The organism is Gilliamella sp. Gris1-4 (assembly GCF_001690335.1).
Lineage (GTDB): Bacteria > Pseudomonadota > Gammaproteobacteria > Enterobacterales > Orbaceae > Gilliamella > Gilliamella apicola_P.
On sequence record NZ_LZHA01000054.1, the window covers coordinates 1 to 12,449 of the forward strand.

The 12,449-nt window shown below is 34.6% G+C and carries 12 protein-coding genes; 1 reads left to right on the forward strand and 11 read right to left on the reverse strand.

Translation table 11 applies throughout. The features are described from left to right. Together A9G31_RS07180 and A9G31_RS07185 are read right to left on the reverse strand one after the other, a co-directional pair. The coding region (locus tag A9G31_RS07180; protein WP_065559871.1) for a DDE-type integrase/transposase/recombinase at window positions 1–631 on the reverse strand (631 nt) is incomplete at its 3' end. Further along, on the reverse strand, window positions 631–888 hold the full coding sequence (locus A9G31_RS07185) for a transposase (RefSeq protein ID WP_034909955.1): 258 nt from the start codon (window positions 886–888) through the stop codon (window positions 631–633). The genes A9G31_RS07185 and A9G31_RS07180, both read right to left, overlap by 1 nt. 87 nt (window positions 889–975) lie before the next feature. Here A9G31_RS07185 and A9G31_RS07190 point away from each other — a divergent pair, with 87 nt between their 5' ends. Continuing rightward, window positions 976–1,428, forward strand: coding sequence for an IS30 family transposase (locus A9G31_RS07190; protein WP_081299376.1), 453 nt, complete (start codon window positions 976–978; stop codon window positions 1,426–1,428). A 252-nt stretch (window positions 1,429–1,680) separates the two neighbouring features. Here A9G31_RS07190 and A9G31_RS07195 read toward each other — a convergent pair whose 3' ends face one another. The 9 genes from A9G31_RS07195 to A9G31_RS07235 form a co-directional block, all read right to left on the reverse strand. Beyond that, entirely contained in the window at window positions 1,681–3,147 is a 1,467-nt protein-coding gene (locus tag A9G31_RS07195) for a VWA domain-containing protein (protein ID WP_065561055.1), read from the reverse strand. A 130-nt stretch (window positions 3,148–3,277) separates the two neighbouring features. Further along, entirely contained in the window at window positions 3,278–4,657 is a 1,380-nt protein-coding gene (locus tag A9G31_RS07200; RefSeq protein ID WP_081299377.1) for a VWA domain-containing protein, read from the reverse strand. Between the two features lie 64 nt (window positions 4,658–4,721). Continuing rightward, window positions 4,722–5,204, reverse strand: coding sequence for a hypothetical protein (locus A9G31_RS07205; protein WP_065561057.1), 483 nt, complete (start codon window positions 5,202–5,204; stop codon window positions 4,722–4,724). A gap of 2 nt (window positions 5,205–5,206) precedes the next feature. Then, on the reverse strand, window positions 5,207–5,896 hold the full coding sequence (locus tag A9G31_RS07210) for a hypothetical protein (RefSeq protein WP_065561058.1): 690 nt from the start codon (window positions 5,894–5,896) through the stop codon (window positions 5,207–5,209). Continuing rightward, window positions 5,896–7,443 (reverse strand): SUMF1/EgtB/PvdO family nonheme iron enzyme, encoded by a 1,548-nt coding sequence (locus tag A9G31_RS07215; protein ID WP_218056409.1) that lies wholly within the window; start codon window positions 7,441–7,443, stop codon window positions 5,896–5,898. Before A9G31_RS07215 ends, A9G31_RS07210 begins: the two co-directional genes overlap by 1 nt. Before the next feature lie 34 nt (window positions 7,444–7,477). Continuing rightward, window positions 7,478–8,701 (reverse strand): ABC transporter permease, encoded by a 1,224-nt coding sequence (locus A9G31_RS07220; protein ID WP_065561059.1) that lies wholly within the window; start codon window positions 8,699–8,701, stop codon window positions 7,478–7,480. Between the two features lie 3 nt (window positions 8,702–8,704). Beyond that, entirely contained in the window at window positions 8,705–9,421 is a 717-nt protein-coding gene (locus A9G31_RS07225; RefSeq protein WP_065561060.1) for an ABC transporter ATP-binding protein, read from the reverse strand. A gap of 19 nt (window positions 9,422–9,440) precedes the next feature. After that, window positions 9,441–11,405, reverse strand: coding sequence for a vWA domain-containing protein (locus A9G31_RS07230; RefSeq protein WP_065561061.1), 1,965 nt, complete (start codon window positions 11,403–11,405; stop codon window positions 9,441–9,443). Window positions 11,406–11,417: 12 nt separating this feature from the next. Then, window positions 11,418–12,434, reverse strand: coding sequence for a hypothetical protein (locus A9G31_RS07235; protein ID WP_065561062.1), 1,017 nt, complete (start codon window positions 12,432–12,434; stop codon window positions 11,418–11,420). Window positions 12,435–12,449: the final 15 nt, after the last annotated feature.

Below are 12,449 nucleotides of genomic sequence, written 5' to 3' on the forward strand. Positions count from 1 at the left end.
AAGGGCTACCGGGCTGGATATAATCAATGGTTATATCATGTGATTTAGCCCAGTTTATAAAGGTTTTTCCTGTAAATTCTGGCCCATTATCGACCCGTATTTTTAATGGATATCCATGATATTCGGCCAGTTTATCTAAGTAACGGGAAATCCTTCCTGCTGGTAAGCTTACTGCAATATCAATCCCTAACGCCTCACGATTAAAGTCATCGATAACATTGAATGTCCTAAAGCGACGTTGATTACGACTACTGTCACTCATAAAATCCATTGACCAACATTCACCTTGTTTATTGGGTGCTGATAGCCTTTCTGGGCTTCGTGGAGGAATGCGCTGTTTACGCTTTACCCTGAGATTAAGTTTCAACTCACAATACACCCGATACACCCGTTTATGATTCCATTTATAGCCGAGCTTTCTGATACGATTAAAGCATTTAGGAAAGCCCCAGCGCAAATGCCGGTCAGTGATAGCATTCAACACCGAAACAATCACCGAATCATCCGGTAACTTAGGTTGATAATAGTAAGCACAACGGCTTAAGCCAACAATGGCACAACTCATAGCAATAGTAACCGAATGATTTTGTTGTAGTTGCTGTGCCCACGTTTTACGTGCTTTTGTGGGCACTACAGCTTTTTTATGATTTCTTCCTGAAGCTGGGATTTTAAGCTCAGTTCGGCAAACATCTGTTTAAGCTTACGGTTTTCAGCCTCCAGCTCCTTTAAGCGTTTGATATCCGAAGTTTCCATTCCGCCGTATTTTTCCCGCCATTTATAAAAAGTTGAATTACCCATGCCATATTTACGGCAGAGTTCCTTGACAGGAATACCTGCTTCAGCTTCTTTTAAAATAGCGACGATTTGATGTTCAGTCATTTTTTTCATAATTAAATCCCCTTTTACTTTTATCATAGAGAATTTTCTACTTTTTTGCTGTACTATTTTAGGGGATAGTTACAGGAGGGCGATACCATTATTAGCCGTAAAGACAAGCAAGCATTGTTGACGTTAGTTGAGCGCAAAACTGGACTCGTACTCATTGGACTCCTTAATCAACGCACCGCCTCCGAAACGAGAGATATGATAATAAAATTGCTAACGCCGTTTAAAAAAATGGTTAAAAGCATCACCTTTGATAATGGGATGGAATTTAATTATCATCATGCGATTGAGCATTATTTAAATACTACCGTATACTTTGCGGAGCCTTATAAAAGCTGGCAAAGAGGCACAAATGAAAACACCAATGGCTTAATACGTCAGTTTATACCAAAGTCAGCAGCCATTTCATTAGTTGACGACGAACAGATAAAGAAAATACAATATCTATTGAACACACGCCCAAGAAAACGGCATAAGTTTAAAAGCCCCGCCTCCTTTTATTCTAAGGAGTTAAGAAGAATTGCACTTCATGGTGTAATCTAGGATTTTAAAAATAAAAAACAAATAAAATCAATACCATACCGGAGAGGTTTTATAAAAAATAAACTCTTATAATAATCAAAGTTAATATAGTAGTCTTTTTATAGCATCAGAATGAGTCAATAACTATTGGAGAATTTTATATAAAAATTATCCAACTCAGACATTGTCACTAATGTTAATTATCCCCCCCTAAAAAGGTTAAAACATCCAAAACTCTGCCGCCTCCAACTAACTCAATAACATTATAATTTTCTATTGACATACTGGTCTGTTAATTTTCATATTTGAAACAGCCTTATTCATTTGTTTAATCATATCTTTCGGGCTCTGAGCAATGTAGACCTTTCCTCGTGTAGCATTAGCAATGCAGTCGATCTTGTGTTCACCAGCAATATCCACAATATTAATCTTTAATCGCGGCTTTTGTGCAGCTATATAGTTTGCTAATGTACAAATATTTTGCCTTGTACAATTATCTTCACCATCGCTAATGACAAGAATATAGTCATCACGCTTTACACCATCAAGCATTTTACTAGCTTTTTCTAGGCCACTATATAAAGGTGTTCCTCCTCCTCCAGCTGCGGTCGGTGTTAATTGTCTAATTTTGCGCTTTAACGTTCCTCGGTTAGCGTAATTATAAAACGGTGAAACATCAGCCGCCGGACAACTAGTTAGCGTTACAAGTGAGATATCGATGTTCTGTTGTATTTTATCAATACTTGAAGTAGCAACACTTTTACTACTTGATAGACGAGTTGGTAAGCGTGTCATTCGTTTTTCGTATTTGATTCTTTCTTGCTCGGGTAAATTACGTCCATGTCCATAAGCCATATATTGAAAATATTGCTCAACCTCGGATGGAGGTTCATTTAGTGTTACAGTCATAGATAACGAATTATCAAACACTATTGCCATTTTTGATGGATTTGGATTTCTCTGTATCTCTTCTTTGGTTATACAGTTAGGAGGATTTTTTACCTTTGGCTCAGGTGCTGGCACAGGTACCGGTTCAGGTTCAGATGTTGCAACAGGTGTAGATTCTGAAGTTGTCACAGGATCTTTTGGTTCAGTAACCGATACAGTAGCTTGAGCAGGAGTTAGATCTGCTTGTTTTTTTTCCTCAATTGGCTCACTGATTACTGGTTTAGAATCAGGTGTCACAGGCTCATACTTTGCTTTTCCATACGGGCAAAATAGGTACCAAAGAATACCTAATAAGCCAAGAAGAAATAACGCTAAAAGTAAAAAATACCACCAACGCCAAAAAGGTTTTGGTGGAATAACCGGGGGTGCTGGCGATTTAACTGGTTCTTCAAAAGTATTAACAATAATTGGTTCGTTATTGATAACATAGATTTGGTTTCTTGAGTTTTTGATTCTTGGAAGCCAAAATGAAACTAAATGTAGCTCCTCATCACTCAAAGGTATTAATTTAACAGCTGTTTCTATGTCATTAATTCGCGTTTCTAGTGTTTTGATTATTTGTTTTTTATACGATTCATCAACAATACTATCAAGTAATATAGGTTGTCCTTCAAGATTTGTATACCATCCAACATATTGATTGTTATCAATCAATTTTGGTATTGCTAAAACCGAAAAAGTACGATCAGTTAAATGTGATTTTAATAATAATATTAAGGAATTATATTGTTCTAATAAAGAGATCGTTGTTGAGTTATTATGATCAAAGGCTATCCGTGTTATTCGTTGCATTATTGATTTAATTCCTTATATTCTAATATTATTACTCTAAAAACACACTAAAGCTAATTTGTTGTTATAGATAAAATTTAAAAAACAATACATCCAATCTATTAGATTATATCGCTTTATTTAAGAACGATTATTCGCATATAGGTTTGCTAATATTCATACTTGAAACAGCTTTATCCATTTGGTTAATTACCTGTTTTGGGCTCTGAGCTATATAAACCTTACCACCAGTTTTGTTTGCCACACAGTCAATTTTATGCTGCCCAGCAATATCAACAATATTTATTTTTAAACGAGGTTGTTGAGTGGCGATTTTGTTCGCTAAAGCACAAATATTAGCTTTGGTACAATTATCTTCACCATCACTAATAACTAATATGTAGTCATCACGATTTACACCATCAAGCATTTTACTAGCTTGTTTTATGCCACTATATAAAGGCGTTGCACTGTTATTTTCTAATGGTTTTAACCTACTAATTTTATTTTTTAACTTGCTTCTATTTTCGTAACGATAAAATGATGTAGTTTGTGCTGCAGGGCAAGCAGAAAGGGTCACTAAGGCAATATTAACGTCTGCTTGTATTTTATCTATGCTAGACAATGCTACTTTTTTACTAGTTGATAACCTATTTGGTAAGCGTGTCATGCGTTTTTCATATGCTTCAGCTTCTTGTCGCGTCATTGAATAAAAATCAGCATGTAAATATTGATTAATAGATGTTTGAGTTTCCATTAAGGTAAATAACATTGATGCTGAATTATCAAATATCATAACCATTTTTGGTGTGTCTGTATTATTAGCAATTTCCTCACGAGTAATACAATTTTTAGGTGCTGGTATCGGTTCAGGGTCAGATTTTACAACAGATTGTTGATCTTCTTTAAGCGGTTCAACCACAGACTCTGGTTTCTTTTCTTCAATAGGCTGAGTGATTACCGGTTTTGTATCAGGAACCGTAGGCTTTGCTTTTCCATATGGACAAAATAAGTACCAAAGAATACCGAGCAAAGAAAGTAACAATAGGCCCAAAAGTAAAAAATGCCACCAACGCCAAAAGGGTTTTGGTGGAATAACTGGTGCTGACGCAGGTAAAACGGGCTCTTCAAAGGTATTAACAATAACCGGTTCATCATTAATAACATAAATATGATTGCCTGAACTCTTAATTTTAGGTAACCATGACGAGATAAATGTCTTCTGCTCCGCTGTTATTGGTATTAGCTTAACAGTTGTTTCGATATCATTAATACGATCTTGTAACGTTTTTTCTATCTTAGCTTTAAGCGACTGATCACTAATTTCGTTCAATAAGACAGGTTGCCCTTCTAACTCAGTGTACCAACCAATATATTGATTATCGTCAATCAACCTTGCTACTGCTAAGATAGAAAAAGTACGATCAGTTAAATACGGTTTTAGCAATGCTAACAATGAATTATATTGATCTAATAAAGATATCTTTTCACAATTATTACGATCACACATAACTCTTGTTATTCGCTGCATTGCTAACTTATTTCCTTTTATTTAACTACAATTTTGTTTAACTATTGTTTAAACAAGAATACATTTATATATTCAGTGCCTTTTGCAATTGTTGAAGTTTTTTGTTTAACTTTTCTAACTCAACTTGTTTTTCAAGATCAGAACTATTTGAGTTGTTAACTTTTTTTAGTTGCTGTTCAATATCTCTAACTTGAGCCTGTAGATCGTCACGACCTTGAGCTTTTTGTTTAACTTCATTTGTTAGTTTAGTTAAATCAGTTTTTAATTTTTGCTGCTGTGCCTGTTTTTGTTTAATACTTAATGAAGTATCATTTTTTTGTTTCTCAATTACGGCATAAATCTCTTTGAACTGCTGATTAGCTCTTGCTTCATTCTCTAGAATTTGTTTTTTCTGATCAATTCGAGCTTGGTAATTACCTGAATAATTACAGCTGATTTTGTCCATAATACCAATGTTAGTATTAGTTGGATCACACTGTTCGGGCGTTGTTGAACAACCGACTAAAAAAATAAATGGACTGAGTAATAGAAGATATTTTTTTTTCATAATTAGCTAACCTTAACCGCTGAACGTTGTTTTGTAACAAGATTAATTTGATTTTCAAGTACTGCAATTTGTTTATGCAATTGGCTTATTTGTTTATCAAGTTTTGATACATTCATACCTGATTGTCGTTCTTGAGATGATATTGAAATCCAATCATTTTCAACTTTTCTCATACGTTGCAATTTATCTTGTAGATAAGCAATATTAGCATCAATTTGAACTAAATCATTCTGAGCCTGTTTTTTATTTAAGGTGTCTTTTTTAATTTGATTATTTAATACCTTAAGTGTCGCTAAATTTTTATCTAATACAGCTTTAGCTGTTTCAGTTACAGCTTGTACTTCGTAAGTATTTTGTTGAATATCTTGGATATAAACATCAAGACGCATTTCAGCATCTGCATATTCTGCTCGTTTATTGTCAAGATAATAGTTTGCACCCATCATAACACCACAACCTACAGCAGCAGAGGCAATACATACACCTGTTTTCCCACCGGCCAACACACAGCCAATACCACCTAAACCAGCACCAATAGCACAAGATTGCCATGCGGATTTACTAAAAAATTTAGCTGTATTACTTTTGGCCAATGCTGGATCGACATTTCTGGAGCTGACTCCACCAGAACCTTGGCATCCTGTTAGAATAAGTGATACACATAAAGTAAGTATTACAATAATTTTATTCATCATTTGTTTCCTTTTATCTCATTACATGTTTGTAACCAAGTCGCTCTCTCAATTTTTCCCGTTTCAATATATTGATTAATATGTTTGAAGTAGAGTTTTAAGTAATCACTCATATTAGCTTTTCCACTATTCTCTAGAATAAATTGAGTCGATTTTGCTTGATCATTAATCGTGTTCTTTTCGTAATTTGAAGCAGTATTAACGATTGTGTCAGAATAGTATTTCAATATAAAATCCCGTGCACTTTTAGACTCATCAACAACCTGTTTTAAATTATCTAGCTTCGCTTTTGAGCACATATTGTCATCTTCCAATGTGTCTGTCTCTTTTGGATCACAAACTTCATTAGTCATTGTTTTATATAAATTGTCATTATACTCAAATTTGCTGTTTAAATCTGAAACATTAGCACATAAAAATGCACCTAGTTGTAATGCCGATTGAATGGAACGATCTCGTTGTTCATCTCGAGCTTGATTAGCACTTCTTAAAAGCGTATTTAGTTTATTTAATTCTTTTTTTGTTTTTTCATCTTCAACTTGTTTAGTGATTTTTTCAAGCTCATTAACGACATTGCCATTTTTTGTGCTGTCTGTTTCATTACCTAATTGACTCCATTCTTTATCTAACTCTTTGATTTTGTCATTCGAATTCATCACCTCGGTTGTATAAACTAAACGAAATCCAACATCTTTACTTTTATACGCACCTTTATCATCATAAAAAGGTTTTTCGGTACGAAAAGCACTGGTAGTTGATGATTCTGGTGTTAAATAGCTCCCACCACGAACAATCACTCCACCTTGTTGACCATGGTAGCGATCCAGTTTATTCATTCGAAACGAATCAAACATCATTTCACTTGCATTACCTAAAATATCATAAAGATCTAGCGGGTTAGCTTCTAACCTACCAATCAGTTGTAATTTACCATTAGCTGATTTTGCACCAGAAAACCAGGCATAGCTTTCGAGATTACCCTTCATAGGGAATCGTGATTCACGAAACTCTGATTCTGTCACTTTTGACCCACCACGTGCGGCATACTCCCATTCGGTATTATTAGGTAGACGAACATAACCATTAGGCAAATTAATTGATTTTATTTTTGATTGGTTTTCAATTAACCAGCGATTATATTTATCAGTAAAGGCGATAGCATCAAACCAGCTAATATCAGTAATGGGAAAAGAAAAATTTACTTTAGGAGTTGGGCAAGTCTCGTTCATTACCGATTGATATTGCAATGCAGTAATCTCATATTTACCTATCAGGTAATACCGTTCTTTACCTGCATCAGAAAAACTACCAGCAATATAGTTAGGTGTTGCATACTCGGCAAAACCGAGTTCTTTTTGGTTACTGCCTAAAATGATTTTAATATCATCTAACGGTTTATTGGTCGGGGTAAAAACCTTTTTCATCACTAAACTGCCATCACATGGCATAGGTAAAATCACATCATCTTTTGCTGGTTTGGGATTATAAAATTTACTATCCCAAGGTTGAGCAAAACTTAATGATGGAACTAGATTAATTATAGCCAATCCCCAACAAACCAGTCGGACGTATCGAGTACAATTATGCTTCACGTAAGCTTTCTGCTGGTTGAATTTTAATAGCACGTCGCCCTCCTATAAGCACAATGCCTGCAGCAATAAACAAAGTCAGTAAAAAGGCAATGATAAGATGATAAAATTGTAATTGACTTACAACAGATTGTGAAACCAAATTTTTACCTAAAACTAAATTAAACGCATAATTACCTATTACAAAAAGAGCACAAGAGGCAACAAAAGCCAAACAGCTTAAAATCATAGCTTGGTTTATTAAATAAAGCATAATACCTTTAGAGCGAAAACCGATTAATCGCATAAAGGCAATATCTTTACGTTTACGTTCAATATTTGATAAAAATGATCCTGTAAATGATAAAACACACCCCAAAATCGCTGTAATTGCAATAACGCTAAAAATAAAATTAAGTACTCTATTAATTGCTTGCATGTTTTCAATTGCGTTAGCCTGTGTACGTGTTTCAATGTGTTTTTCTCTTAATTTAAATGCTAGTGGCGATACATTATCAAGTGAGTCTGCATAAATACGGGCTCGTGCAAACGAGGTATGTTCAGGCGGATTTAATTGTCCTGTTGAGGTTGGAAAAATGTCACTTTGATAACCATCATAATAATTTTCCATATCAATAAGTAATTCTAAAGTAACAAAAACCGCGGCACGACTATAACGATTTTCAGGAATAATGCCAACCACATCTAATTCAGTCATGCCTTTTTCTAGTTTCCCATCAAGCTGCCTAGTAATCACCATTTTGACTCGACTTCCTACTGTTACCTGCATTTTTTCGGCCGATAATGAACTTAATAAAATTTGTTTTTTATTATTAAGTAATGGCAAGTTTTTTGTTATTGGATCACCTTTGGCTGTAGGAATAACTTCGGCATTATTAACAAAATGGCTAGCATCTTTCAGTAAATCAGATTGCGTATTTAATGAACGAGTTAATGGAATAACAAAAGCTGCTTCTGGCTGTTTCTTTATCCACTCAAACACTTCATCTTTTAGTTGTAAATTACCAACTATTTTTACTTCTAAATTTTGCGGGTCATTAAGCAATTGCTCTCGAAGTTGAGAAACCACACCATATTTTAAACTAAATAGCAATAATAGCGGTGTAATTACTGATATTACTGAGGCAATAATACAAAATGAAACTTTTTTGTCATACCATAAGTCAGCTAAAGACAAACGAGTTATAAGTAACCATTTTGATATTGCTTTAGTCATCTTTTATGCCTTATCTTGTAATGGTAAAAATTCCGAAGATTGTAAGGAGGTTAATTTAGCCGATAAAGTAAATAATCCTTTGTTAGCTATACGCTGCAGGTCATGTGTTACAATCATAGCAGCTATATTATCTTGCTGGGCTTGTTCTATAATTAAATCAAAAAGTAAATTCGCATTATAGGGATCCAATGCAGAAGTCGGCTCATCGGCGAGTAATAACGCAGGTTTATGAATAATAGAGCGAATAAAGGAAGCTCGTTGCCTTTCACCAATTGATAACTGTTTAGGATATTTATTTAGTAAATGAATAATGTTGAGTTTTTGCACTAAATAATCAAAGCGATCATTATCCACTTTTTCCTGTAATAACTTTAACGATAATAAAATGTTGTCACGAACCGTTAAAAATGGCAGTAATCCACCTGTTTGTAACATAAAACCTAAATACTTAGCACGAATATCTGCCAATTGATCGATTTTATCTTGTTTGATGAGTGTTGCAATATCGATATCACAACTATCTATAGCCAGATTATAACAACCAATTTCGTCTGGTTTTAGAATCATCCCCACCATTTCAAGTAAAGTACTTTTACCAGCACCACTGTCGCCCTGAATAACGACCACCTCACCAGCTTTTACAGTTAGCTTTGGTAGGCAAACACTAAAAAAGGATTTGCCTGTTGAGCGTGAAATTGCAATTTGATTGATGGTTAACATATTTTCTAACAACACAACTTTATGGCAACATTTCTAATGGTATAGGATACACATTCTCACGCGGATCGCTACCTTCAGCTAATGAAATCCAACGATCTACATCTGCATTACATTTTTGATAATAGCGAATTTTACTATTTAAATTACGAATAAATTTTTCTTGTTCAAGCCCACTCATACTTTTCCATGTATCTTGATCAAGCCCAGTTACATCGCTCTTATAAGGGATATTATCTAAATATTCACCAAGTAAACCCAAATCTGCAATTTTTGTGACAGAATCTGATTTTAATTTACTTGGATCTTGCCCCATTGCGGCAGCAACAGAGCGAAGTTGCGAAAACATATCATCGGCAGAAATCAATCCATCATTAGCTGCATTTGCAATTTTGCTAACAACATCACTCAGATCACTCAGTTGTGATTTTGTTAATAATATACGTGGCTCTGCTGTTGGTATAGTTGGTTTGACAAAATCTTTATCGGCAATCCAAGCCTTAAAAACTGACGGTGCTTTAGTACCTTTTACATCCCCTAAATAAGCAAGTTGCATTGCTTTGCTTAATAACAACGCATCTTTTAGCATGTCCGAGTTATCGTCTTTTGCATTTAAGGCATTACCAACAGAAGCTTCACCTTTATATGCAAGTTTGACTTGTTCAGATAGTGCTTGCGCTAATGAATCTACTTTTTTACCAAATTCATTCACATCTCCTGCATTGACAGGGTAATAAAGCGATTTATGAATGAAATCATTATAAGTTAAGTCTGAATATTGTGCTGCCGCTACTTGGTGATCTTTTGCACCACTTGGTGTTTTTAAATGAAGCGCATAAATGGCAACACCTTTATGCTGAGCTTCAAGCCTTAATTGCGCTGCATCCATACCAGTACTAGAAAGCTTATCATCACCTGGAATCGCACTAGCATCTGTTATTAAAATCATATAACGTGCGCCAAAACTACTCCAATTAATATCATTTAATGCTTGAGCAATGCCCGCATAAGAATCTTCCGCAAAATACGAGGTAGAAACAGAAGCTTGTTTAAGTGAAGCACTTAACTTTTTAAAGTCTTCTTTATCTTTAACTTTATTTGGGTCAGCAAAAATTTTGGTAACAAATTCGAGCTTATCCGATGCTTTTAAGCTTGAGCGGAATGATATCAATCCGAATTTAACTTGTTCTTGTAGCTTTTCTCTTTCAATATGCTGATAAACTCGCGTTACCGCTTCTTTAGTTCTTGAAATATAAGGATCCATTGAAATAGTTGAATCAATAACAAACACAATAGCGGCTTTAAAAGGTACTACTTGGTTTGCACTATCATCAGTAGTTTGAGCAGTGGTTGGCTTTGAATTATTTTTTATCAATGATTCTTGTTTGCTTACTGATGCGACTTCTAGCACTCGCTCATAAAACCCTTGCCCATTCATTACTTCTTCACCTTGTAAAATAGGTAATAAATAGAAATTACTTTTAAAATCTACAAACTCTTTAGGTTCTTGAGCAAGCACCTCTGAAGCTGGTTTGTTCGCTTTTAGAGCTTCACGAATAGGTTTTAATAAAGTTTCTGGTTTATCGGCATCAACAATCGCAGTCAATGCAGCTTTATCTTTGAAAAATAGCAAAGGACCACGATCAACTGGATTAGTAAAAACTAATGTCATTTGCATATTCCAAGCAATAGCACATGTATCATTAATCCAGCCTATAGTTTTACCATAAGAATCTGGTCCTACATTAAGCCATTGCTGATTATTCTCATTTTTACGCTCATAAACATAATAACGTGAAAATGCAGGCAAGGATTTACCTGTAGGATCAGCAATATTATTTTTTAATTCACATGTTGGCGTACTTAGTACACGCTGATATAGCGTTTTTTTACCTACCTGCTTAAGTGGCTCTGCGGCAAAACCAATTAATGGTAAACATGTTAAACCTATTGTGGAAATCAGTTTTGAGATAGCTAGTTTATTCATTCTTGCTCCTCACTATTTTTGTAATTGGGTTAAACGATCTTTAACGAAGGTATTCTTTGGATCGTTAGTCAAAGATGTTTCATACCAATAAATAGCCGTTTCTTTATCAGCTTTAAAACAATTATTCGCTTCATAAAATTTTTCGTCATACTCTTTTGCATATAACATAGCAATGTTAGCATTTGTTTGTGCTTGGTTTGCGTATAAACGTTGAGCTATATTACATTTTTCTGCTTTTTTAGCTTCAGTAATTATCTGAATAATTGCTTCCGTTTCAGGTTTGGTCTGTAAACATTGTTGAATAAATGTTAAATCATCAGTTGAAGTGTTGTTTAAACTACATTGTTCACTAACTTCCACTGTTGGAGTAGGTTGCAATTGATTTTTGAAAAATAAAAAATACCACGCAGTAAGACCTAGCCCGATTAGCATCATACATCCAATAACAATAGAAACAATTAGCCCTAGGCGGCTTTTCGATTTAACTGGTTCCACTGGCGTTATTTCAGGTTCAGATTTAGGTTCAGGGTCGGTTTCAATAGGTTCGACTAAAGTTTCTTTTTGAGGAGTAATAGTAGATTCTTCAATTAATGGCGTTCCATCTTCAACAACAGGATCACTAACTGGCTCAGGATGTTCTATAACTTGTCTTTCATTAGATAAAGTTGTTTGTGCGTTTAATGCCGTTGAGGCAAAAACAGTTTCTGCAATACTAACAACACCACCATCAACATAACTTTGATTTTGCTTATCACGAATTTGTATAAGAAATCGGAGCTGACTTTCTTGTGTCACCAAAGAATCAACCAACCATTCACCAACATGTCCTGTTAATTGTTCATTGTCAACTGACATATTTTCAATGGTATGCCAATTTTTCTCAGGGCCCCATTGATTCAAACCAGATAAGTAATAGCCATCCTGATTTCGTTGTACAAGTATATCAATTTGAGAACTACCACTCCATTTTTGAGCTAAAAACTTTGCAATACCGGGTTTATAACTATTTAATTCAATTCTTAATGCCATGATATCCTCTATTTT

What these genes read in the sequence shown, in the direction of transcription:
- A9G31_RS07225 (WP_065561060.1), bottom strand. Translation starts at nt 9,421, where the DNA reads ATGTTAACCATCAATCAAATTGCAATTTCACGCTCAACAGGCAAATCC.
- A9G31_RS07210 (WP_065561058.1), bottom strand. Translation starts at nt 5,896, where the DNA reads ATGAATAAAATTATTGTAATACTTACTTTATGTGTATCACTTATTCTA.
- A9G31_RS07200 (WP_081299377.1), bottom strand. Translation starts at nt 4,657, where the DNA reads ATGCAGCGAATAACAAGAGTTATGTGTGATCGTAATAATTGTGAAAAG.
- A9G31_RS07195 (WP_065561055.1), bottom strand. Translation starts at nt 3,147, where the DNA reads ATGCAACGAATAACACGGATAGCCTTTGATCATAATAACTCAACAACG.
- A9G31_RS07185 (WP_034909955.1), bottom strand. Translation starts at nt 888, where the DNA reads ATGAAAAAAATGACTGAACATCAAATCGTCGCTATTTTAAAAGAAGCT.
- A9G31_RS07235 (WP_065561062.1), bottom strand. Translation starts at nt 12,434, where the DNA reads ATGGCATTAAGAATTGAATTAAATAGTTATAAACCCGGTATTGCAAAG.
- A9G31_RS07230 (WP_065561061.1), bottom strand. Translation starts at nt 11,405, where the DNA reads ATGAATAAACTAGCTATCTCAAAACTGATTTCCACAATAGGTTTAACA.
- A9G31_RS07205 (WP_065561057.1), bottom strand. Translation starts at nt 5,204, where the DNA reads ATGAAAAAAAAATATCTTCTATTACTCAGTCCATTTATTTTTTTAGTC.
- A9G31_RS07220 (WP_065561059.1), bottom strand. Translation starts at nt 8,701, where the DNA reads ATGACTAAAGCAATATCAAAATGGTTACTTATAACTCGTTTGTCTTTA.